Below are 22,500 nucleotides of genomic sequence, written 5' to 3'. Positions count from 1 at the left end.
GTCGCTTATTTTGCAGCAGCTTTAGGCTGTGGAACTGATGCTTCAGTGGTGATATTTACAGTAATTTTATCACCCACATTTGGCACGTATGCACCTACACCAAAAGCAGAACGGTCAAATGAAGTGGTTGCGTTGAAACCAATTGACTGCGCTTTGGTCATTGGGTGCTCACCTTGTTTATTCAACACCGCATCTAAAACGACAGGCTTCGTCACATTTTTAATGGTTAAATCACCTGTGATTTTGTACTTATTCGCGCCAACAGCTTGTACTTTTGTACTTTTAAAGGTGATCTTTGGGTATTTTGCTGCATCAAAGAAATCAGCCGCTTGTAAGTGTTCATCTAAAGCTTTTACGTTAGTGTTTAAGCTAGATAAAGGAATCGTTACATTCACCGACGAATTTGCAGGTTTTGCATTATCAACATTAATCACACCCTGAATGTCGCTGAAATTTGCAGATGGAGTTGAAAAACCAAAGTGGCTCCATGTGAAAACTGTTGCTGTATGTGTAGGGTCAATTTGATATGCCACAGGTTTTGCCATAGCAAATGTAGTCGCAGTTGCAACAGCCAAACCGATTGTTAAAGCTTTAAAGTTCATGTTTTTATCTCACATTGGAATACTGCTTAGTCTATAGAGTTCTACAACGAATACATCTATAAAGATAAAACGATATGTTGCAACTTTAGAACGATATAATTGTTTTTAAATGTAGCAACTTAGCTATGCCCGATATTGAATGAAACCAGTCTTCTTCGCGACTTTATTATAAAGTTGTTGTGCGACCAAATTGTCCTGATGGGTCAGCCAATAAACCCGATCACATGCTCGCTTTTCGGTATGCATTTTGACGTGTTCGATTAAAGCTCTTGCAACCCCTAGCCCACGATAGTCCTCATGCGTAAATAGATCTTGCAAGTAGGCATAAGGCTTTAACGTCCAACAGCTATCATGCTCTATCACATGCACAATGCCTACAACCCGACCTGCTATAAGCGCAGCAAAACCATACATATGCTCACGCTTAGAATCAGTCAATTTATGCCACGTGTTTTTAGATATCTGCTCCAATAAATCAACCTGATAAAATGCCTGATAAGCTTGCCATAATGTAGCCCAGATCGACTGATCGATTTCTGTCAGTGACACAATATGAATATTTGCTACTTCCATTTTGCTCTCAAAGTGATGTTTATTTTTGTAAGGCTTATATTTAAACTGAAATCACCACAAAGAAAAAGCCTTATTGAATCGCTTCAATAAGGCTTCTTTTAGACGTGACAACCATCATAGTTTTTCAATCAGAATCCGATCAATCAACTTCATACCTGTCTGCTTTTCATGGTTTTTACGACGGATCTTAATTTGCTTATCTTCTGCTAAATCTTGCAATAACAGTTCAACAGCAACCATCGCCTCCAAAGGTAGATCTGGTCCAATCCACTTCTGTTCGCCCGCATCCATCAATACAACTTCATCATGAATTTGATCGTACAAGCTCATATCATCACCTAAAATTTATGCAGCTACTTCAGCAGCAGCTTGCATATTATATACACCATTCAAAATAAAAGACGCCCCTAAACTGGAGCGTCCTTCAAACAGTCAATTTTTAAAAATTAAGCTGTCAATTCTTTTACCGCAGCAACAACTGCTTCAGTGGTAATACCGAAGTATTGGTATAAGTCTTTCGCAGGTGCAGATTCACCATAAGTCGTCATACCAATTACACGACCATCTAAACCTACAAACTTCCACCAGTAGTCTACATGTGCTGCTTCAACAGCAACACGCGCACGAATGTTTGATGGAAGAACCGCTTCACGGTACGCTGTATCTTGCTTCACAAATTCTTCAGCACATGGCATAGACACGACACGCACACCGTCAAGTTGTGCATGCGCTTCCATTGCTAAAGAAACTTCAGAACCCGTCGCAATAATAATCGCTTTTAATTCGCCTTTTTCTTCAGCCAATACATAACCACCTTTCGCTACATTTGCGATTTGTGCATCTGTACGTGTTTGGAATGGTAGGTTTTGACGAGAGAAGATCAACGCAGTTGGGCCTTCTGAGCGTACAAGTGCAGACTTCCAAGACACAGCTGCTTCAACCGTGTCACATGGACGCCAAGTATTTAAGTTTGGTGTACCACGTAAAGACGCAATTTGCTCTACAGGTTGGTGCGTTGGACCATCTTCACCCAAACCAATTGAGTCATGTGTATATACATGGATTACACGTTGTTTCATCAACGCAGACATACGTACTGCATTACGCGCATATTCCATAAACATAAGGAATGTTGCAACGTAAGGAATGAAACCACCGTGAAGCGCAACACCGTTTGCAATGGCAGTCATACCAAACTCACGTACGCCATAGTGTACGTAGTTACCTGCAGGATTGTCCTGAACGCCTTGGCAACCTTTCCAAAGTGTTAAGTTAGAACCAGCCAAGTCCGCAGAACCGCCTAATAGTTCAGGCAATAATGGACCGAAAGCTTGCAATGTGTTTTGGCTTGCCTTACGTGTAGCAATGGTTTCAGCTTTTGCATTAGTTTCTGCGATAAATGCATCTGCTTGAGCAAGGAATTCAGCTGGCAATTCACCTGAAAGGCGACGTTTCAATTCAGCTGCTTCAGTTGGGTATTTTGCTTCATAAGCGGCAAAAGTTTCATTCCAGGCTGCTTCAGCTTGTGAACCTTTTTCTTTGGCATCCCATGCTGCATAAACTTCAGCAGGAATAACAAATGCTTCGTCTGACCAGCCAAGCGCTTCACGAGTCAATACGATTTCATCATTACCTAAAGGCGCACCATGACAGTCTTCTTTACCCTGTTTGTTTGGTGAACCTAAACCAATCACTGTTTTACACATGATGATGGTTGGTTTGTTCGCTTCAGCTTTCGCTTCTACAGTCGCTTGACGGATTGCATCCGCATCATGACCATCAACTTTGATGACCTGCCAGCCATAAGATTTGAAACGTTGCTCTGTATCGTCAGAGAACCAGCCTTCAACTTCGCCATCGATCGAGATGCCATTGTCGTCATAGTAAGCGATCAGCTTGCCTAGACCCAAAGTACCCGCTAATGAACATGCTTCGTGAGAAACACCTTCCATCAAGCAGCCATCGCCCAAGAAGCAGTAAGTAAAGTGATCAACAACTTGAATATCGTCTTTGTTGAATTGCGCAGCAAGCGTTTTTTCAGCCAGTGCAAAACCTACGGCATTGGCAATACCCTGGCCAAGCGGGCCAGTTGTAGTCTCAATACCTGGTGCATAACCTAATTCTGGGTGACCCGGCGTTTTAGAGTGCAGTTGACGGAATGCTTTTAAATCTTCAATTGATAAATCATAGCCCGTAAGGTGCAATAACGCATATTGCAGCATAGAGCCATGACCATTTGATAGTACAAAACGGTCACGGTTCGCCCATTGAGGGTTAGTCGGGTTATGGTTGAAAAACTCACGCCATACCACATCAGCGATATCAGCCATCCCCATTGGCGCACCTGGATGTCCAGAGTTTGCTTTTTGCACAGCATCCATTGCCAATACACGAATTGCGTTTGCAATACGACGTTCGTTAAGCGGGGTTGTCATAGGTCAGAGTCCAAACAAATGATTTAAAGAGTAAGATGAATAGAATTCAAAGATAGGTGTATTGTCTTAAAAAAAGAGGAATGGGTAAAGCCTAATGGACAATATTTCGCTATTTATTCATCATCAATGTCTAATAAATGCGGGCATTGCCTAAAATCACAACAATTTCACTCAGAAATGTCTCTATCGCTTTTCTCTGAGTCAAATTCTACACGATAGAATCATCAATTTTTAAAAACAAAGCTCGGCCACCCTATTCACTCATCAGAACAAACCGTTATCCTTGAGGATCAAACACATCACAAGATACATTTGTATTTTTTACATACAATTAAACATTCATGGTGAATTTTATTCACTTTTTTAAATTATTCATGAATTACTACAGATTATCGATTATTTTCTGATGCATATTTTGAGCATTTTTTCTTTACCAACTTAACACCCAAACCAACAAAAATTCAAACAAGCTATTGTTTTAAAATTAGATATAATCAAAGTACAAAATCTCATGATACGGACCTATAGACTTTGAACCAAAAGCCTTTACTTTGTCATTTCGAACTAAAAATAAACGCTATATCAATTTTTTAGATGCTTATATCAGATAAAAAGTCGTTGAATTGAAATAAATTCAGTCATTTTGGTCGTGTAGAACTGGCTCAAATGTCTAAGTCGATGTACCATATTGCGTCTTTTAAATTAACTGTGATAGGACTTATGCGCGAGTACGCTGTATTTACCTCGGAATCTGTAAGCGAAGGCCATCCAGATAAAATGGCTGACCAAATCAGTGATGCTATCTTGGATGCGATCTTAAAAGAAGACCCATATGCGCGGGTTGCTTGTGAAACGCTTGTAAAAACGGGTGCGGTAGTACTTGCAGGTGAAATCACAACAACTGCAAATGTGGACTTTGAAGCGATTGTTCGTCAAACCGTAAATGGCATTGGTTACCACCATTCTGACCTTGGTTTTGATGGTTCAACATGTGCTGTGATCAACATGATTGGTAAACAGTCACCAGAGATTGCTCAAGGTGTAGACCGTCAAAAGCCTGAAGATCAAGGTGCAGGTGACCAAGGTTTAATGTTTGGTTATGCAAGCCGTGAAACTGACGTGCTTATGCCTGCTCCAATCTCATATGCACACCGTTTAATGGAAAAGCAAGCTGAACTACGTCGTAGTGGCGCTTTACCATGGTTACGCCCAGATGCAAAAAGCCAAGTGACTTTTGCTTATGAAAATGGCATGCCTGTTCGTTTAGATGCAGTCGTATTATCTACTCAGCACGATCCTGAAATTTCTCAAAGCAACTTAAAAGAAGCTGTGATTGAAGAAATCGTGAAAAAAGTGATCCCTGCTGAAATGTTCCATGCAGACACCAAATTCCACATCAACCCAACAGGAATGTTTGTGATTGGTGGTCCAGTAGGTGACTGTGGTTTAACAGGTCGTAAAATCATTGTAGACACTTACGGTGGCATGGCACGTCACGGTGGTGGTGCTTTCTCTGGTAAAGATCCATCTAAGGTTGACCGTTCTGCTGCATATGCAGGTCGTTATGTTGCGAAAAATATCGTAGCAGCGGGTCTTGCAGACAAATGTGAAATTCAAGTGTCTTATGCCATTGGTGTGGCTGAGCCAACATCTATTTCGATCAATACCTTCAATACAGCAAAAGTATCTGAAGAGCTGATCATTGCGTTAGTCCGTGAACACTTCGACTTACGTCCATACGGTATCACTCGTATGCTTGACCTCATTCAACCGATGTATAAGCAAACTGCTGCTTATGGTCACTTCGGTCGTGAAGGTTCAGATACTGCATTTACTTGGGAAAAAACAGACAAAGTGGAAGCGCTTAAAGCTTCAGCTGGCCTATAAGTTTGATCCTAAAAGAAACCCGCTTAATGCGGGTTTTTTTTATTTTCACTGATGGAAAAATATTGCATCAGTTCAGTCGTGAAGTCATTGAAATCCACTACTTGGGTTTGTTGTCATGATTGAGCACATCAAAGAGCGAAGTCACGGCAGCGGGTTCACTGTTTCGGTCGGCCAAATAGACTTGTACAGATTTAACGATAATCGCTGCTGCGAGACATGCAACAATACAGAAAATCCAAAATCCAAAAGGACTTCGAATATTATGTGATCCACAGTTTGGACAGTCTTTATCTGTTGATGCGACAACTGTTTCACAACATGCGCAGTGGTATTGATAGAGCATGGCTTTACCCCCTTGTTTTTGTCCTTTCTTGTTTTTATTGTCCATCACCCTGCCTCACAGAATGTTAGATTCATTTATCTTATGTGAGTATTTGTTGAGACTCAAGCGCCATTCACCTGAAGTGATGTCAGCAACGGCTTACACTGAAAGATTAATCAATTGATTTAACGCATATTCCTCTTTATAACACCGAATCATGACAATTTCATTTTGTAACATAATAGTTTTTGACGTATTCCAAAGTATTTGCTCGAAACCCTTTAGTTTTCTCGCGATTGTTTATTAAAATAACATGCAACGATGAGGAAGAAAGAATGGTTCAGTTGATTAAAAAAGGCGGTTTACGCGAACGTGCCAACCGCAGTCGTAGCTATAAGGGCTCAGAAAATACCGAAGCGACATTGCAGCCCAACTGCTATGCGCAAAGTAAAAAAGACGAAGTGTCTAGCTTGGAACAGGCCCCATCATCTCAAGAGCTTAAAAATGACTTAGATGTAGATTGCAAGAGCATCGTACCAAAGCCATAAAGCAAAAATCAGGAACAACCCGCCAGAAAAAATGTCGATATAACTCCCTGAACGTTGGTATGCCGCCTTAATTTTAGGTAATGACAAAAGCAGCATTAGCAATGCAAAAGTCATAAAAGTTTGAATGGGAATAATCACCGCAAGTTGCATTTTTAAATAGGGACTTGCGCTAGAACTCAGTGCCAATGAAAACACACTACTGAAATAAATCAGCGTTTTCGGGTTAGACAAGTTCGTCAGTAAACCTGACATGAAATAATGGTTGGCCTTGGGTGTAGTTAGTTTTTGACCATCATCTAGCAAGGCTTCTTGCTGCATTGTATTGAGGCCAGCTTTCAACATCAGCTACCCCATACGTGCAAGGAACACCCCACCAATCACCATCAATACCTGTTGAATCCATGGCATTTTTTCGATGAGTACGGTAAAACCTAACAAGGTTAAAACCACCCAAACGACGATGCCAACGGAAATACCTAAAATAGTTTTTAAAGTGTTTTTTTGTGTAGTCGAAGCTGAACTTTTGGCAATCAGCAAAACATCAGGACCGGGACTTAGCTGCGCAACAAAATGCAATGCGCAAATCGTGAAAAGCAATGACATAAAAAAGCGGCATAATTTTTAAAAAATAATTATATCGTTTGTTATATTTATTTTAAATCATAAGCACTTAAAACATTTTCATAAAGATAAAAAAAGCCGAGTTAGAACTCGGCTTTAAAATTAGGTATGAAATTATTTATTCACATCTTTCATTTCAATTTTTTTCGCCTCTGGCGTGACTTCTCGTGCTTCACCATCAATAATACTCGAGTCACGATAAGCTGAACCGCCCTGCTGTTGCTGCATTTCTTGCATCTGGCGCATGATATCTGCAAATGGGTTTTGACCTTGAGCTCCACCACCCATGCCATTCATATCCCCCATCATGCCACCCATCATTTTTTCCATCATCGCTTGCTGACGTTTCATCATCACGTTCATCAGCGCGCCCGTCATAGCTTTTTGTACTGCTGGAATAAGCAATAACACGGCAACCACATCTGTCACCAAGCCAGGAATCAACAAAAGAAAACCCGCAATGATTTTTGGCAGATTGTTTGTTAATGCAGGATCTGCACCCATCTGGCCCGCTTGCATTTGCTGCATTTGTGGCATTAAACCTGCTGAATACTTACGAATCAGGCTCGTACCAATAAAGAAAGCGGCAATAAACCAGAAGAACACGTACCACATGCTACCAACGAGGTCGCCCACGCCAATCCATACGAAGACTTCGAGAATGACACCAGCTAATATAAAAAGAAATAATTTCATGAAAATTAATCTAATCTCAACAAAATGAATAAGGTGCAAGAATCAAGTGCTCAATCTACATCAAGCTTTTTTGATACGCTTATGTAACAATATGGGCATATTTTTTTTTTTAAAGGGCAAGCATGTCATTAATTATTGGTATTGACCCCGGTTCTCGCCTCACAGGCTACGGTATTATTCAAAAAGAAGGTCAAAAACTAATTTTTGTCGATGCTGGCACCATTCGTACCGAAGCTGCTGATATGCCTGAACGGCTAAAACGTATTTTTGCAGGGATTGATCGTATTGTAAAATTTCATGGCCCAACTGAAGCCGCAGTTGAGCAAGTATTTATGGCACAAAACCCTGACTCCGCACTGAAACTGGGGCAAGCACGTGGTGCTGCTATTGCTGCACTGGTCAACCTTGACCTACAAGTTGCTGAATACACCGCACGTCAGATTAAACAGTCGGTGGTCGGTTATGGCGCTGCGGACAAAGAACAAGTACAAATAATGGTGATGAGACTCCTAAACCTGAGCATCAAACCACAGCAAGATGCAGCCGATGCTCTCGCTGCTGCTATTTGTCATGCACATGCTTCAGGCAGTATGACCAAGCTTGCTGTACTCAATGCTCTTGGCGGTATGGCGCGCGGACGCAGCCGTAGTAGCTCTCGTCGACGCTAAACGTTAAGTGACATAGTCTTTAAAGTCTTTACGCATTTCACGTACCGACGGTGCTTTTGGATAAGTTGCTATCAGCATTCTTCCCGAAATGCGTAAATTTTTCTTTTGAGCAGGATCGATACGAATAAAGACCAACTCTTCTGGCTCATTGCGGTGATTGATCTCACAAATCATAATGGTGTAGTTTTTTTCGATCACTTTATAACGACCAAATGCCTGCTGTACGATTTGTTTAAAATTTTTCTGTCCACCTGCTGGTGCAAGTTGAGTGTAAATCACCAGCAATATGCATGCACCAACTACCAAGGCCACCAGTAAGTATTTATCCATTCTTCCTCCTTTTACCATTATTCGAAGTCTTTAAATTTTAGGCTTGATCGCGTTATATCGCGTTTTCTTACTACATAATAGTTCTTATGCTATTTCAATATTCTTACTTGCAAGCATTTACTTTATTTTCTTCCATCTGAAAAGAATTAAATAATTTTAAAGAATCACGCTGAATTTTTTCCCAATGTGGCAGAAGCTCCGCATGGAAATCTATATCTAAACTACTCGTGTTAAAGCCATAATTTGGTACATGACTATTTAATTCACATGCCGTAGCGCCATCTGGATATGAATCACACGCAATGACTACACTAATGCCTTTCCCGTTTTCTTCTTTCCAGTAAATTCTTTTAGAAATATTATCTTGCTCTCCCAAATCTATTTCATAAAGTGATAAACGTGAATTAAATTTCTTCTCCGAATTAATCTCACTTATGCTCATATCTTTTCGAGCACCCATCCGTTCACTTAAATAAAATTTCAATGAAGGCGTATAATCAAAAAACGTTTTGTCGTCTCCCCACTCATCCTTCCAATCACCACGTTGTGATACAGTGAAAGCAATGTCACTAAGTTGATTTGAGGAAAGCCGAAAACCTTCTGAAGGATGCATTTCTGGCCATTTCACAAGAAATGTGGCGTTACCGATTTGATCATTACAATCTTTGGTATAATGTAGTTGACTAGCACCTTTCTCCCAATAACTAACATCTTGATATTCAACTCTCGTAAAAAATAAATATCGTCGATCTATACGCATTTTCTGATCGCCAAAACTTCCGCACTCATATGGTTGTTCTTTTAAGCTCGGTATATCACTTGGTTCCAATACACTAACAATAACGCTCAAAATGACGATAATGATTGGTGACAATAGTATAAAAATCAAAAAATGTTTTAGCTGAATAGGCTTTCTAAGAAAATCTAAAATCATAAGTCATCTTATTTAATTATTCATTTTTTTCATGTACTCCTAAAATTAACACAAAGTATTTGAGATATAGTATTTTTTATTCAAAATACCCATCATAAAAAAAGCCCATCAAATGAGATGGGCTTTTTAGCAAGGACAAATACTTACTTCATGCTTGCAAAAACTTCTTTCGCTGCTTGCAGCGTAAATTCTATATCTTCATCAGAATGGGCAGCTGAAATAAAGCCAGCTTCAAACGCAGATGGCGCAAGGTTCACACCACGGTCTAACATACCGTGGAAGAACTTACGGAATGCATCGATATCACACTTCAGCATTGAGTCGAAGCTGGTAATGTCTTCTTGATCGGTAAAGTACAAACCAAACATACCGCCGACTTGTTGCGTTTTAAAAGCAATTCCCGCTTCATCAGCTGCGGCTTGTAAACCCACAAGCAGTTTTTCTAGCTGCGCTGTCAATTTTTCATAAAAACCATCTTGGCGCAGGTGTTTAAACATCTCAATCCCTGCGCGCATTGCAAGTGGATTCCCCGACAGTGTTCCAGCTTGGTAAACTTTGCCCAGTGGCGCAATACACTCCATCACTTCTCGTTTCCCACCAAAAGCACCCACGGGTAAGCCTGCACCAATAATTTTACCCAAGGTGGTTAAATCAGGAGTCACGCCATAGTGAGCTTGCGCACCACCCAATCCAACACGGAAACCAGTCATCACTTCATCAATGATAAAAACAGAACCATGTTCATCACATACATTACGAATCGCTTGTAAGAAGCCTTCGATTGGTTTGACTAGGTTCATGTTCCCTGCCACAGGCTCCACAATCACCCCTGCAATCTCCGAACCAAACTTTGCAAAGCACTCTTTTAAAGTGGCTATATCGTTATATGGAAGAGTCAGTGTGTGTTTGGCAAAATCGGCAGGAACACCGGCTGAAGTCGCTTCGCCTTCACCGCTGGTTAACAAACCTGAACCTGCTTTGACCAACAGTGAATCTGAGTGACCGTGGTAACAGCCTTCAAATTTTACAATCTTGTCACGACCTGTATAACCACGTGCAAGACGAATGGCTGTCATGGTTGCTTCAGTACCTGAGTTGGTCATACGAACCAGCTCAATTGACGGCATAATTTCGCAAATAATGTCGGCTAAAGTTGTTTCATGTACGGTAGGCGCACCGAAGCTTAAACCATCCACAGCAGCATTTTGAACTGCTTTAATAATTTCAGGATGAGCATGACCTAAAATCATTGGTCCCCATGAGCCCACATAGTCTACATAGCGCTTACCATCCACATCGTACAAGTATGCACCTTGCGCCTTTTCAATAAAGACAGGCGTTCCGCCTACGCTATTAAATGCACGTACAGGTGAGTTCACACCACCCGGAATATGTTTGCTTGCTTGTTTAAACAATTGTTCTTGCTTTGGAGATAAGCTCATGAAGTTACTCAACTCAAAAAATAAAAAAACATCTAAAAACGCTTAAGCTTTAGATGCAAATAAATCAGCCCACTGTTCTATACGATCAGGAATCGCAGACATTGATAGCCCTAATATATCACTAATCACTGCGCAAAGGTCGGCACCAGCATCGATCACTTCACTTGAATTTTCAACTGTTAAGCCACCAATCGCACAAATCGGCACATTCAATTTGGCTTTGGCTTCTTTTAAAGTCTCTAAGCCAATATTGCCAGCTTCTGGCTTGGTCTCAGTTGCGTAAATTGCACCAAAAGCAACGTATGTTGCACCTTCGGCAATCGCCTTTTCAGCCAGCTCAATCGAGTTCAAACACGTACGACCAATCACCGCATCTTTTGGCAGACGTGCAACAGCTTCGGCAACTTCGCCATCACCTTGCCCTAAATGTACACCAACACCGTATTTAACGGCCATTTCTAAGTCATCGTTGATCACAAAAGGAACACGATACTCAGCGCACATCGCTTTCATATACTCGACTTCGTAAGCCTGTTCTTCTTTGGGTACTTTTTTACGGCGATACTGCAAAATGGCAACTTCACGTGTTGCCATTGCACCTTCTAATTTAGCCAAAAGTAGCTCTAAAGGATCATCATTTGTAATTAAATATAAACCGCGCATTTAACTCTACCTTTGGGTTATGTCATTCTATTATAAAGCCAAAGGCGACTGATGCTTTAATGAATTGGAACTGAAAATGCTTTGCTTTGCACAAAAATCCCGCGACCAAGCTCAGGCTATGTAAAAATACCTATTTTCAGTGATAGTCGCCCCACCGCTTTCGCAGTTTAATGGATACAGAAAGCAACAAGAATAAAATAAAAATAACAACTTTATAACAAGAATAAGAGACACTCAGCGATCTGATACGGCTTTTTAGCTTTTTAAACCAGTGGTGTTTGAACAACATCATAAAAGCTAAAAAGCCGCATATTTTATTATTTAAAATCCACATAAAAAAAGCCTAGAGAAGGTCGCTCTAGGCTTGGAAAACTAAAAGCACTTTAAAGTTCAAAGCACTTATATATTATTTGATGAAAATACAATCAACGACCTCATTATTAGAACATTAACTCATACTTTGCAACTGTTAGTTTCAAGCTTTTCATAAAACTTTCATAATGAAGTCACAAAGTGCTTCACTAACTTGGAATTTTATCCAAAGCACGATCTTGTAAGCTTAAATTTCCACGTAAAACATCGGAAAACATGCGCCAGTCAGAAATAAAACTATACAAAGGCTGTTTAAAACTGGCTGGCTTATTTTTTTCAAAAACAAAATGACCTACCCACGCACAGGCATAGCCAGAGACTAAGCCGTATATAAAATAACGCGGCTTGCGTTTAAGTATGGCTTTAGAGAAAAAGTACAGTCCAATTGAACTGCCCGCGACGTGTAGCCGACGACTCATGATGTTGCGGTGCTCTGTTAGATAAAAACGATAAAACTGGTGATAGTCCTTAATCGGCAATTGAAAATTAGGTTCAGCATCGTGTTCCTGTTTCGGTTCAACCTGAGCATTCATCTGTCATCATCCTGATGGTTTTTTACCAACATAGCTGAAAATATGCAATCTGCAAAGTGCAATCGCCTCTGGTCGCGCATCCACTAAAAACAGAATTGTTTTTTGATCAATCTCGCACTGCAACTTTGTTTTATTCTGTCGTCAAGTCTTACATACTATCTCTTTTTCGCTACAATCCAGTGGTCCATTGGTGTGCCTTTAGCGCACATAAAAACAAACTACAGATCATGCATCTAAATACATAAAGGCTTGGCACTGACCTAGCCCCTCAAATTAGGAATTTTTCATGGTTGAAATTGAATTAAAATTTCAGATTAGCGAAGCACGACGTACCGCCCTTCTTAAAGCTTTAGATCCTAAAAAATCTGAAACGATTCAACTTCAAGCCAAGTATTTTGATACGCCTGATCGCCTTTTGGCTCAACACGGCGCTGCTTTGCGTCAGCGTCTTGAAGGCACTTGCTGGATTCAAACACTCAAAGCCGCAGGTAAAAGTCATTTACACCGTTTTGAACATAATCATAATTTGGGTGAGTTAGAGTCATCTCCTGAACTGGACTTAAGCATTTATGAAGCTATTCCAGAGGCTCAACAGATTTTAACCCAAGCTTTAGCCTCAGATGCAGCTGCGTTAAAGCTCACCTTTGAAACGGACATCCAACGTACCTATCGCGTCATTGAGTTTGAAGATGCTGAAATTGAAGTCTGTTTGGATGTTGGTGTGGTTCGTGCATCTGGTCGAGAACATACCATCCATGAGGTAGAGTTTGAACTTAAATCAGGCTCTGCTCAGTCGCTTTTGGCTTTTAGTTTTGAATGGGTGAAGAAGTATCAACTGTGGTTAGATGTCCGCAGCAAAGCCGAAATGGGTAATCTACTGGCACTTGAGCAAACCGTAAGTCCAGCACGTTTTGAAAAAGAGTTTGTCTTATCGAAAAAAGAAAGTGCAGCACATAACCTGAGTTTATTGATTGGTCAGCAAATGCAGCATTTACTGCCGAATATTGCCGCAATTTCGGCAGGTGTTGCTGAGCAAAGCCATATTGATCAAGCACAAACTGCTTTAGAACACCTACAACTAACACTAGCCTTATTTAAAGACTGGAATAGCAATATTTCTGATAAATGGGCGATGCAACTTGCCGCATTCAAACATCAGTTTGATCATTTACAACATTTGCAGCATATGCAAAGCACCCTAGGCGCTTTTCTTCAGAATCCAACCACTACAGAAAATCTTGCCAAAGACATTTTATATGCTCAAGAAAAGCTTGGAAATTTAGTTAAATCGACGCAGAACGTACATCATTATCTTGAATTATTGACCTTTAGTTTAAGCTCACATGATCAAGTGCAAAAGCAAGATTTAAAAACCTATGCACACAACACCCTACAAAACCAATATCGACAGCTACAAGAAAGCTTAAATGCTGCCGATATTAGCCACTTTGAAAGTTTAGATGTTGTGGCGCAGAAAATTAAGGAACTGAAGTTTAGCTTTCCTATTTTAACGTCAATTTATGATGTGAAAAATTTGCAGAAATACAGTAAAGCGTTAAACGATGCACAACAAGCCGCACATGAATATCAAATCTTAGCGACTTCTGCTGCGTACATTCAACAAACAGAGTTAGAAGCCAGTGATTGGTTTGTTTTGGGCTGGCTCACGGCAAAGCTTGAAGTTTATGCCGATAAACTTTTAGAAGCGACAGAACAGTTCTTAGTTAGCCGTAAATTCTTAAAATAACGCACTGTATATGATAGCAGTCATGTTAAATACATGACTGCTATCGACTCTCTATAAGGTCTGACAAGACCCAAAATCATGCACGATAAAAAATCGTAGTCGGTCGCTTCAAACCACTAATTTATCTATGACAAAGCGGCCTATTATCAGAACAATACAGGCTTTATATTCATTTTTATTCTTAAAAAGTAAGCCTATACATTCCTACTCAATGTAGGTTTATTATCACTTCGATGTAACCATCTGTACTTATTAACTCTGCATATTTCTAACCATCATCTTCATTTTAAAAGTGACATCTAGCACACTATTTCTGCTCTTTTAGCTTATACCTATTCAAAGCTGGTCTTTTTTTACTCAATTTAGCATATAGTAAAACGTAGGTTGTCATGAGTCAGGGCTATGCAAGAGATTGAGTTTAAGTTTCAAGTTCCAGTTAAGAAGCGTAAGGCATTGCAAAAAGCTTTTACACTGCTCAAGGCTGAGCCGATTCATTTAGCAGCCCAATACTTTGATACAGCCGATCAAACGCTTGCTAAGCATTGCATCGCGATTCGACGTCGGCAGGAAAATGATGAATGGAAACAAACCTTCAAAGCAGTAGATACCGCAAAAGCATTGGGTCGCTTTGAACTTGAATTTGATATAGAGCCACCTGAGACGACTACACTCGACTTAGATAACTATAAAAAAGATTATTCCGCTATCTACAAAAAATTAAAACGCGCTTTGGGGCTTCCACTTCCAACCCTTGAATTGCTCTTTGAAACCAAGATCCAACGTTTACGCGTTTTGCAGGATGTTGGAAGTATTACAGTTGAAATTGCTCTCGATATTGGCAAAATTTTTAAAGAACAAAGCAGTGTAGATATTTTCGAAATCGAATTTGAATTAAAACAAGGATCGATAGAAGATCTGATCGCATTTATACAAGCTTGGATTCAAAAATACCAACTGAGTCTCGACACACATAGCAAGTCAGACTATGGCCTTCAGGCCGTTCGTCAGCAAAGTTACTTTCCTGCGCAGTATCAAACACCTCTTGTATTGAACAGAAGTTCAAGCGAAGTTGAGGCTCTACAAAACATACTGGCCAATTGCCTACAGCACTTACTTCCCAATGCCAGTTCAATTGCTCGACAGCAGTACTCCAGTGAGCATATACACCAAGCCCGCGTGGCGATTCGCCGCTTGCGTAGTGCACTGAAAAGTTTTGCTGCATGGTCGGACGACATTCAACCACACTGGAAAGCGGAACTCACCACTATTTTTCAAGCCTTAGGTGGAACACGTGATATCGATGCGCTGAACGAGGATTTACTTCCTCAGCTAATTGAGGCAGGTTATCCATTAGACTATCTTCCACCAAGTACAGAGGCTATCACTGATGTCTGTGCTCTATTCCGACAACCAGAAACGACGCAACTTTGGCTTGAATTAATTTTATTTACAGAGCAAGAACTAGATTCGCCTTCAAAAACCAAACTGAAAAAACATGCGCTCAAAGTGATACAGTCTTTACACCATAAAATATGCGCACATGCCGAGCACTTTAGCCAGCTTGAAGATGAGGAAAAACACCGCGTTCGTAAACAAGTCAAACAACTGCGTTATAGCATTGAGTTTGTGGCGTCTTTACTCGATGCAAAAGCATTAAAAACCTATTTAAAAAAACTCAAAGCAGTTCAGGAAAGCCTAGGGCACTATAATGATTTGGTGGTTGCAGATGCCTTGTTTCAACAAGCCCCTGAACCAGAAGCCGCTTATAGTTTTGCCACAGGATGGATCGCCGCGGAAAAAAATAGAATGCTCAAATTGGTTGAACAACAGATGATGCAGTTTAGTCAAACCAAACCGTTGAAATAGTTTTTTAAATCAAAATATCCATCAGTAGCGAAAAGTTCTTCTATAGGTGAATTCCCTGTCTACACCTAAGTTAACGATACTTTCCGTACACTTTCCACGTATTGTTATCTGCTAAGGGGTCGTTATAGCTATCACTCCGCTGCTTACGTGGTTTGTCTCGTGCATCGACCAGTTCAAAGTGTGCTTCAGTACTTAACACGATACCATTTACATAAAATCGGGTACGGGTATATTCACTCTGTCCGTGTTGAAAGACGTAGGTTCTGAGATCAATAAACTCCCTATGCGCAACCAAGGCGGCATTATCATCGCTGTCCAACCAAGCGCGCATAGCGTGCACCTGTTCTGGTTCAAACTGCCCACATTTTTCGATTAGACTTGCAATACCACGAAAACTTTTAGACTCTTTGGCGCGGGTCTTATTAATCCGAATACGATCGACGTGAAAATAAAACAGCGGTAAGTTCAAATGACTGGGTAAATGAATTGCATCCAGTACCTCATCTTCCATAAAGGGTTGGAACAAGTCTTGCGCCCGCTCAATCAAACCCGTCCACTGGCGGTAGTAGTCCTCGACTTCCGCTTTCGTGCCGTAATAGATTGGTAAGCCTTCAACATTGGTTAAATTTTGTGGTGGCCAAATGTTTTGACGCAATAAGGCAATATCACTTTTTAAACTTTGTACCGCAATCGCGTCTTGCATGGATATTCTCTATTTTATTGCTTAGGCTATTTTTAGATTAAGGCAAAGGTTTAGTTTCTGCAAGGCTTTGCCTATAATGCAGTCTGAGTTATTTATGTATTTTAGGACAAGTTCATGGTTCAGAAGATTAAAGCAACAGATGTAACCGAAGAAGAAGCGTTGAATGCTGCTTTTTTTGAACGTGCAGATGAATTTATTAAGCAAGCCAACGATTTTTGTCGCACTGAAAAAGGTTCACAAGTGAAACCTGCTGAAATACGTGGCCAAGTGAGTGCTGCGATGTTGTTTGGTACAGCCCGTTTTAACACGTGGGTGGCAGCCAATAACTTTAAAGATGGCGATGAAATGCGTGATGCCAAAGAGCAAGTGATGTCTTATATTTTGCAGCAGTTCCAAATGATGCTTGAAGACAACTATGACGAATACTGTGAACAGTTTGAAAACTACCTTCGTTTCCGTCATAACGAAGAATTTCATGCCAACAAGCATGACCACAAACACGATCACTGATCAATCAAAGCCTGCTTCTGCAGGCTTTTTTCATTTCGTCGTATTTGAAACGAAATACAATGTTGCAACACCTCAATTTACAGTAAGGTAATCGCTAAGGAATATGACTTAGGGAAGAACATGCAGCATTTGGACTTTGCACTCATCGATCCACACATCCACCAGTGGGACCCCTATAACACGCCACATGCAGCGGCTTTGGCAGTTAAATTATTGGGTAAGCATCCTAAGCTTTTGGACAAAATGGTTCGTTTAGTGAAACCTAAAGACCTGATTGAAACCATCGGTCTAACCCGTCATATTACACGTCCGTATTTGCCCCAAGACTATAAACGCGATACTGGCCCATACACAGTAGAACAAGTAGTGCATGTAGAAGCCAGTTGGCATCACAGCAAAGGCAAAGGTGTGGTTGAGGAAACTCAATTTATTGAGTCTTTAGCTTTTGGAGCCGATACGGTCAAATTGGGTGGCATTGTCGCAACAGCTGATCCACGTGATCGTAACTTTAAAAAGATCCTAAAATTACACCATAAAGCTTCACCACACTTTCGTGGTATTCGTAAAATGGCGTCTTTTCATGAAGACAAACAAATCCATGCGTGGACAGATGAGCCACACTTATATCGCAATAAAAAATTTCTCAAAGGCTTCGAAGTGCTGTCCCAATACAACTTGAGTTTTGATGCTTGGGTTTATTCCACACAGCTTGAAGATGTGATTTATCTGGCCAAGCAGTTCCCTGAAACTTCCATTGTGCTAGACCATCTAGGTACACCCGCAGGTTTATTTGGTCCAATTGGTGCAAATACAGGGATGACACAAACAGCGCGGGAAAATATTTTCTTTCGTTGGAAAGACGACTTAGCTGAACTTGCAAGCTATCCAAATGTCTATACCAAAATGTCGGGGCTTTTCATGCCTGTATTAGGACATCGTTTTCATAAAGAAGGCCGACTGGCTTCCAAACAAGAAGTCTTTGACCTTGCACACCCCATGATTACGCATGCTCTCGCCTGTTTTGGAACCTATCGGGTGATGTTTGCCTCTAACTTTCCCATGGATTCGGTGAGTACCTCATTGATCAATATTATTGATGCCTTTAGTGATGTCGTCGCAGCCTATGACCCTGATGCTTTAGAGCGCGTATTCCATCACAATGCCAAACAGTTTTATCGGCTTTAATTGAAAAAATAAGAAAACTAATTCCTAAAAGCTATAACAAAAAGAACCCCTCAATTTTGAGGGGGTTCTTTTTGGATGAAAACTGAAATCTTTACTTTTTCAGCGCTGGTTGCGCTTTGCCATATTGGTCAGCCATTACTTCAACCAACTGATCCAGCTTAATATACTTCTGAATCACTGCATCAACATCAGCCTTGCCAATTTTTGCCAATGCTAAATCACGTTGTTCACGATCCAGTAAAGTACGATTACGCTTCATTTGAGGAATCAACATGCGATGGATATTGCGACTATCTTCAAGTGCAGTCACACGCTTTTTCAAAATATCGGCCTTGGCAGCTTCCACTTCCTGTTCAGTAACGCCTTTTGCCAGTAACTCATTCAACACTTTATAGACCGCCTGAGACACTTGAGCCGATTTGCCTGCGCTATAGTTCGCATCAATCGTCAGCGCTCCTGACTCCGTCCAGTCATCCAGCGAAATACTGCTACCAAAACCATAGACCAAGGCATTCTTTTCACGTAACTCTTGTGCCAAACGAGAAGATAACTGCGACTCACCTAAAATATGCTCGAGTACCTGTAAAGCAGGTGCATCTGGGTGGTATGTACCCACAGGGAACGTCATAATGCTCTGATAGCTACCAAACTCACGCTGCTCTGACAGTGCATGTACACGCTGCGCTTTATATGCAGTAAAGTCAGAAGTAATCCGCTGATAAGGCGCTGCCGAATTCCAGTTTGCAAAAGCCTGATTTAAAGTCTTTTTCATCTTTTTCGTATCAATCACGCCCGTTACCGAAATTTGTGCATGATTCATCGCAAAAAACTGCTGATACAGCTGTTTAACCTGAGCTTGTGTTGCGGCCTGATACTGCTTCTTGACATATTCAGGTTCGAAGTGATGTCGAATATCCCCTATTGGATAAGTTTCAAGTAAACGAGCAATGGTTAAAGCTGCTACAGTTTCAGGTTCTGTATACGGTCGATCTAGACTTGCTAAGCTTTGTGACTTAATCAAATCAAACTGGCTTTGTTCAAAGGTTGGATTTTTAAGTACATCTATCACGAAGTTAAAAAATTCATCAAACTTTTCTTTCTTTGCCACGATTGAAATATTGATGCCGTTACCATTACTTGAGGCACTTGCTCCACCACCCGCATCGATCGAGTGATCGGCAATATCTTGCAAACTATATTGAGTTGAAGCTCTGAGCAGTAAATAAGAGGTAAGATCTAATAACTCTGCTTTATTAAACAGACTTTCTGCAGTACCAAAATCAATCGAAATGGTGGCATAAGTCTTATCATCACGCGTGGTACTTGGGTACAGCGCATATTGCATACCATTTTTTAACTTGCCACGCTGAATTTGTTTTTCAGCACTTTCTAAATATTGCTTTGAGCTTTTTACGTATCCAGCCACTTCTGCCTTATACGCACTGACATCTTTCAATGGTTCTTCAGCAACGGCTTGTTGGTCTAAAGTTTTTGCTGGGGTCGCTGCTGCCGCTTGTTCAAGTGCTTTTTTCTGATCTTCTGGGGTCGGTAAAATAGTGCCTGAAATACGATGCTCAGGCACTAAAAAGTCATCTAAACGTTGGTTCACATCAGTAACGCTGAGCTGTTGTAATTGTTGCTGATCTTTAAAGTATTGTGTCCAATCACCATTGGCAGAAACCACATAGTCACTGAGCATGCCACCGACTGCCGTTGCACTGCTGAACATGCTTTCTTGTGCATTTTTAATCATACTCTTCACACGGTTGAGCTCAACCTCATTGAAGCTTGGTGTTTTTTCTACACCAGTAACCAAAGCCGACTCGACTTTCTTCACATCATGGTTGGGGGCATAAACTGCGCCCATAAACACCATATTAAAATCTTGGTCTAACCATGTGGTCGACTGAACAGCTGTCGCCGTTCCCGTTTCTACAATGCTTTGGTACAAATGCCCACTGGGTTGCATGGTGTATAAATACGGTGACACCGCCAACGCGGTCTTAATGTTCTCGTTTTTACCATTCAGGTAGATATTATATTTGGCTAAGTTACTGCCCTTTTTCACCACAAACTGACGATCTTTAATCTTACTGGCATCTAAGACAGGCACTTTGACTTTCGCAGGCACAGCACGCGCTTTAATCGCACTAAACTTTTCATCTATCTGCTTCAGTACAGCAGCTTGGTCAAACTTGCCCGAAATGACAAACACCGCATTATTCGGTGCATACCAGTCACGATAAAACTTATTCAGCTCAGCCATTTTGATTGACTGTAACTCATTTAAATCACCAATCGGTAAACGCCCTAAATATTGATTACCATAAGCGGACTTCCACATCTGATCCATGAGCACTGAAAAAGGCTGATCCATACGGACTTCACGCTCGCGTTTTACAATCGCGATTTCAGATGGTACATATTTTTCTTGGAGCACCAAACCGTCCATACGCTCTGCTTCAAGATGAATTAGCTCATTAATTGCATTTTGTTCAGGACGAACCACATTAATATATTTGGTTGAATAATAGTCCGTGCTGGCATTATTCATTAAACCGTATTGATCTAAACGGCGTTGAAACTCGTCCCCTGGAACATTTTTAGTCCCCTTGAACGCTAAGTGTTCCAATAGGTGCGCTAAACCGCCCTTACCTTTTGGGTCGTTCAATGAACCAGTCAAATAGACCATGTTCATATACACTTTATTTTCTTTATCGTTTGGCGCAAGAATAATACGTAAACCGTTATCTAATTTATATTCTTCAATTTTCTGTTCCGATTTTACCAATACGGGTTGTGCCCATACTGTGCCCCCAAAGCCAAGTAGCAATACCGACAAACTCAATGTTTTAAAACGCATTAACATTATTTTTCCAAATAATTCGACAAAATATGAATGATTCTCAACATCATAGAGGAAAGTGAAATTATTTTTATAGTAATTTGGTGAAAAATAGCATTTTAATCAATGCTTATTTTTCACCAGCAGTTTTAATTTAAAAGAATTACAACTTAATCTAAGTAAAGTTCAGCCGTCATATATAACTTGGCATAGCCTGAGATTTGGATCCGTGTTTCAGACTGAAGATCGCAGTAAAGCAATCCTCCACGGCTCGATGCCTGATAGGCAATCAATGAGGTTTTACCCAACTTCTCCGCCCATAGTGGTGCAAGACCTGTATGCATGGAGCCTGTCACTGGGTCTTCATTGATGCCTTTATGCGGTGCGAAATAACGCGCGATATAGTCATAGTCTTGAGATGTTGAGGTCAGGGTAACATCCAAGTTTTCAGCGGTAATCGCAGTACTGACTTTATGCTTTTCTGCCAGTTGACGAATTTTGTCCAAGTTCGGTTTGGCATCCTTAACGGCCTGCTCAGACTCACACACTAAAATATAAGCCTGTGGGTTTAAATAGACTTCTTTAATTTCACAATCGACCAATTCATGAATTTCCGCAGGATAGTCTTCTAACTTTTGCGGTGCTCGAATTGGAAAATTCATATGAATCTTACCGTCAACATCTTGATCAATGATAAAAACACCCAAGTCTTTTACATGAAACTGGATACGTTTGGCATCGGTATAATCCCGAAATAGGACGAAACTACTGGCTAAAGTCGCGTGCCCACAAAAGTCCACTTCAACCTGAGGAGTGAACCAGCGAATTTCATAGTTTTCAGCATCAATCACTTTCACAAAAGCCGTTTCTGCCAAATTATTTTCCAAGGCAATATTCTGCATCAAATCTACTGCTAACCATTCATCACGCACAATCACAGCGGCAGGATTACCTTTGAATAATTCAGTTGTAAAGGCATCGACTTGATACATTTTCATCGTTTTTCTCCTAAATTGAG

General features: G+C 40.7%; 21 protein-coding genes and 1 pseudogene. 7 read left to right on the top strand and 15 right to left on the bottom strand.

The window, feature by feature from the left end:
• Window positions 1-5: 5 nt before the first annotated feature.
• The 4 genes from ACFN7Z_RS07275 to tkt form a co-directional block, all read right to left on the bottom strand.
• Window positions 6-602: a YceI family protein gene (locus tag ACFN7Z_RS07275; protein WP_004984916.1), complete on the bottom strand. Its 597-nt coding sequence runs from the start codon at window positions 600-602 to the stop codon at window positions 6-8.
• 123 nt (window positions 603-725) lie between these two features.
• Entirely contained in the window at window positions 726-1,175 is a 450-nt protein-coding gene (locus tag ACFN7Z_RS07270) for a GNAT family N-acetyltransferase (RefSeq protein WP_010326882.1), read from the bottom strand.
• Between the two features lie 114 nt (window positions 1,176-1,289).
• Window positions 1,290-1,505, bottom strand: a complete 216-nt coding sequence (locus ACFN7Z_RS07265) for a hypothetical protein (protein ID WP_004696769.1) — start codon at window positions 1,503-1,505, stop codon at window positions 1,290-1,292.
• A gap of 116 nt (window positions 1,506-1,621) precedes the next feature.
• Window positions 1,622-3,610 carry a transketolase gene (gene tkt, locus ACFN7Z_RS07260; protein ID WP_010326883.1) on the bottom strand — a complete coding sequence of 663 codons (1,989 nt, stop codon included), beginning with the start codon at window positions 3,608-3,610 and terminating at the stop codon, window positions 1,622-1,624.
• A gap of 720 nt (window positions 3,611-4,330) precedes the next feature.
• On the opposite strand from tkt, the gene metK reads away from it, so the two are divergent.
• Complete coding sequence (gene metK, locus ACFN7Z_RS07255; protein ID WP_004984924.1) at window positions 4,331-5,497, top strand: methionine adenosyltransferase; 1,167 nt, start codon at window positions 4,331-4,333, stop codon at window positions 5,495-5,497.
• Between the two features lie 97 nt (window positions 5,498-5,594).
• On the opposite strand, the gene ACFN7Z_RS07250 is transcribed toward metK, so the two are convergent.
• Complete coding sequence (locus ACFN7Z_RS07250; protein ID WP_005401120.1) at window positions 5,595-5,840, bottom strand: hypothetical protein; 246 nt, start codon at window positions 5,838-5,840, stop codon at window positions 5,595-5,597.
• Window positions 5,841-6,154: 314 nt separating this feature from the next.
• Between ACFN7Z_RS07250 and ACFN7Z_RS07245 the strand changes: the two genes are divergently transcribed.
• Complete coding sequence (locus ACFN7Z_RS07245) at window positions 6,155-6,367, top strand: hypothetical protein (RefSeq protein ID WP_010326884.1); 213 nt, start codon at window positions 6,155-6,157, stop codon at window positions 6,365-6,367.
• On the opposite strand, the pseudogene ACFN7Z_RS07240 reads toward ACFN7Z_RS07245, so the two are convergent.
• A pseudogene (locus tag ACFN7Z_RS07240) lies at window positions 6,329-6,970 on the bottom strand (LysE family transporter). The gene ACFN7Z_RS07245 and the pseudogene ACFN7Z_RS07240 overlap by 39 nt on opposite strands.
• 132 nt (window positions 6,971-7,102) lie before the next feature.
• A complete protein-coding gene (locus ACFN7Z_RS07235) occupies window positions 7,103-7,684 on the bottom strand; it encodes an FxsA family protein (protein WP_005401117.1) in 582 nt (193 codons plus the stop codon).
• A gap of 122 nt (window positions 7,685-7,806) precedes the next feature.
• Here ACFN7Z_RS07235 and ruvC point away from each other — a divergent pair, with 122 nt between their 5' ends.
• Window positions 7,807-8,352 (top strand): crossover junction endodeoxyribonuclease RuvC, encoded by a 546-nt coding sequence (ruvC, locus tag ACFN7Z_RS07230; RefSeq protein ID WP_005401116.1) that lies wholly within the window; start codon window positions 7,807-7,809, stop codon window positions 8,350-8,352.
• A gap of 3 nt (window positions 8,353-8,355) precedes the next feature.
• On the opposite strand, the gene ACFN7Z_RS07225 is transcribed toward ruvC, so the two are convergent.
• The 5 genes from ACFN7Z_RS07225 to ACFN7Z_RS07205 all read right to left on the bottom strand — a co-directional run bounded on the left by ACFN7Z_RS07225 (window position 8,356) and on the right by ACFN7Z_RS07205 (window position 12,626).
• Window positions 8,356-8,682, bottom strand: coding sequence for a hypothetical protein (locus tag ACFN7Z_RS07225; RefSeq protein ID WP_010326887.1), 327 nt, complete (start codon window positions 8,680-8,682; stop codon window positions 8,356-8,358).
• 103 nt (window positions 8,683-8,785) lie between these two features.
• Window positions 8,786-9,616, bottom strand: a complete 831-nt coding sequence (locus ACFN7Z_RS07220; protein ID WP_005401114.1) for a hypothetical protein — start codon at window positions 9,614-9,616, stop codon at window positions 8,786-8,788.
• Window positions 9,617-9,759: 143 nt separating this feature from the next.
• Complete coding sequence (gene hemL / locus ACFN7Z_RS07215) at window positions 9,760-11,058, bottom strand: glutamate-1-semialdehyde 2,1-aminomutase (protein WP_005401113.1); 1,299 nt, start codon at window positions 11,056-11,058, stop codon at window positions 9,760-9,762.
• A gap of 42 nt (window positions 11,059-11,100) precedes the next feature.
• Entirely contained in the window at window positions 11,101-11,721 is a 621-nt protein-coding gene (gene thiE / locus ACFN7Z_RS07210) for a thiamine phosphate synthase (protein ID WP_010326888.1), read from the bottom strand.
• A 521-nt stretch (window positions 11,722-12,242) separates the two neighbouring features.
• Window positions 12,243-12,626 carry a DUF962 domain-containing protein gene (locus ACFN7Z_RS07205; RefSeq protein ID WP_005401111.1) on the bottom strand — a complete coding sequence of 128 codons (384 nt, stop codon included), beginning with the start codon at window positions 12,624-12,626 and terminating at the stop codon, window positions 12,243-12,245.
• A 286-nt stretch (window positions 12,627-12,912) separates the two neighbouring features.
• Between ACFN7Z_RS07205 and ACFN7Z_RS07200 the strand changes: the two genes are divergently transcribed.
• Window positions 12,913-14,373 carry a CYTH domain-containing protein gene (locus tag ACFN7Z_RS07200; protein WP_010326889.1) on the top strand — a complete coding sequence of 487 codons (1,461 nt, stop codon included), beginning with the start codon at window positions 12,913-12,915 and terminating at the stop codon, window positions 14,371-14,373.
• 402 nt (window positions 14,374-14,775) lie between these two features.
• Entirely contained in the window at window positions 14,776-16,239 is a 1,464-nt protein-coding gene (locus ACFN7Z_RS07195; protein ID WP_010326890.1) for a CHAD domain-containing protein, read from the top strand.
• A gap of 70 nt (window positions 16,240-16,309) precedes the next feature.
• Here ACFN7Z_RS07195 and ACFN7Z_RS07190 read toward each other — a convergent pair whose 3' ends face one another.
• Window positions 16,310-16,942, bottom strand: a complete 633-nt coding sequence (locus tag ACFN7Z_RS07190; protein WP_005401108.1) for a hypothetical protein — start codon at window positions 16,940-16,942, stop codon at window positions 16,310-16,312.
• Between the two features lie 114 nt (window positions 16,943-17,056).
• Here ACFN7Z_RS07190 and ACFN7Z_RS07185 point away from each other — a divergent pair, with 114 nt between their 5' ends.
• Both ACFN7Z_RS07185 and ACFN7Z_RS07180 read left to right on the top strand, forming a co-directional pair.
• Window positions 17,057-17,452, top strand: a complete 396-nt coding sequence (locus ACFN7Z_RS07185; protein ID WP_005401107.1) for a DUF3144 domain-containing protein — start codon at window positions 17,057-17,059, stop codon at window positions 17,450-17,452.
• 120 nt (window positions 17,453-17,572) lie between these two features.
• A complete protein-coding gene (locus tag ACFN7Z_RS07180) occupies window positions 17,573-18,637 on the top strand; it encodes an amidohydrolase (RefSeq protein WP_010326891.1) in 1,065 nt (354 codons plus the stop codon).
• Window positions 18,638-18,728: 91 nt separating this feature from the next.
• Here ACFN7Z_RS07180 and ACFN7Z_RS07175 read toward each other — a convergent pair whose 3' ends face one another.
• Window positions 18,729-21,506: a pitrilysin family protein gene (locus ACFN7Z_RS07175; protein ID WP_005401105.1), complete on the bottom strand. Its 2,778-nt coding sequence runs from the start codon at window positions 21,504-21,506 to the stop codon at window positions 18,729-18,731.
• Window positions 21,507-21,652: 146 nt separating this feature from the next.
• On the bottom strand, window positions 21,653-22,480 hold the full coding sequence (locus tag ACFN7Z_RS07170; protein ID WP_010326892.1) for a PhzF family phenazine biosynthesis protein: 828 nt from the start codon (window positions 22,478-22,480) through the stop codon (window positions 21,653-21,655).
• Window positions 22,481-22,500 lie beyond the last annotated feature (20 nt).

Source organism: Acinetobacter sp. P1332 (assembly GCF_044057475.1).
GTDB lineage: Bacteria > Pseudomonadota > Gammaproteobacteria > Pseudomonadales > Moraxellaceae > Acinetobacter > Acinetobacter johnsonii.
The sequence above is the reverse complement of the archived record's forward strand: the minus strand, read 5'-3'. Positions and strand labels throughout refer to the sequence as shown.

Coding starts and splice junctions, on each gene's coding strand:
- ACFN7Z_RS07275 (WP_004984916.1), bottom strand. CDS start 602: ATGAACTTTAAAGCTTTAACAATCGGTTTGGCTGTTGCAACTGCGACT.
- ACFN7Z_RS07270 (WP_010326882.1), bottom strand. CDS start 1,175: ATGGAAGTAGCAAATATTCATATTGTGTCACTGACAGAAATCGATCAG.
- ACFN7Z_RS07265 (WP_004696769.1), bottom strand. CDS start 1,505: ATGAGCTTGTACGATCAAATTCATGATGAAGTTGTATTGATGGATGCG.
- tkt (WP_010326883.1), bottom strand. CDS start 3,610: ATGACAACCCCGCTTAACGAACGTCGTATTGCAAACGCAATTCGTGTA.
- metK (WP_004984924.1), top strand. CDS start 4,331: ATGCGCGAGTACGCTGTATTTACCTCGGAATCTGTAAGCGAAGGCCAT.
- ACFN7Z_RS07250 (WP_005401120.1), bottom strand. CDS start 5,840: ATGCTCTATCAATACCACTGCGCATGTTGTGAAACAGTTGTCGCATCA.
- ACFN7Z_RS07245 (WP_010326884.1), top strand. CDS start 6,155: ATGGTTCAGTTGATTAAAAAAGGCGGTTTACGCGAACGTGCCAACCGC.
- ACFN7Z_RS07235 (WP_005401117.1), bottom strand. CDS start 7,684: ATGAAATTATTTCTTTTTATATTAGCTGGTGTCATTCTCGAAGTCTTC.
- ruvC (WP_005401116.1), top strand. CDS start 7,807: ATGTCATTAATTATTGGTATTGACCCCGGTTCTCGCCTCACAGGCTAC.
- ACFN7Z_RS07225 (WP_010326887.1), bottom strand. CDS start 8,682: ATGGATAAATACTTACTGGTGGCCTTGGTAGTTGGTGCATGCATATTG.
- ACFN7Z_RS07220 (WP_005401114.1), bottom strand. CDS start 9,616: ATGATTTTAGATTTTCTTAGAAAGCCTATTCAGCTAAAACATTTTTTG.
- hemL (WP_005401113.1), bottom strand. CDS start 11,058: ATGAGCTTATCTCCAAAGCAAGAACAATTGTTTAAACAAGCAAGCAAA.
- thiE (WP_010326888.1), bottom strand. CDS start 11,721: ATGCGCGGTTTATATTTAATTACAAATGATGATCCTTTAGAGCTACTT.
- ACFN7Z_RS07205 (WP_005401111.1), bottom strand. CDS start 12,626: ATGAATGCTCAGGTTGAACCGAAACAGGAACACGATGCTGAACCTAAT.
- ACFN7Z_RS07200 (WP_010326889.1), top strand. CDS start 12,913: ATGGTTGAAATTGAATTAAAATTTCAGATTAGCGAAGCACGACGTACC.
- ACFN7Z_RS07195 (WP_010326890.1), top strand. CDS start 14,776: ATGCAAGAGATTGAGTTTAAGTTTCAAGTTCCAGTTAAGAAGCGTAAG.
- ACFN7Z_RS07190 (WP_005401108.1), bottom strand. CDS start 16,942: ATGCAAGACGCGATTGCGGTACAAAGTTTAAAAAGTGATATTGCCTTA.
- ACFN7Z_RS07185 (WP_005401107.1), top strand. CDS start 17,057: ATGGTTCAGAAGATTAAAGCAACAGATGTAACCGAAGAAGAAGCGTTG.
- ACFN7Z_RS07180 (WP_010326891.1), top strand. CDS start 17,573: ATGCAGCATTTGGACTTTGCACTCATCGATCCACACATCCACCAGTGG.
- ACFN7Z_RS07175 (WP_005401105.1), bottom strand. CDS start 21,506: ATGTTAATGCGTTTTAAAACATTGAGTTTGTCGGTATTGCTACTTGGC.
- ACFN7Z_RS07170 (WP_010326892.1), bottom strand. CDS start 22,480: ATGAAAATGTATCAAGTCGATGCCTTTACAACTGAATTATTCAAAGGT.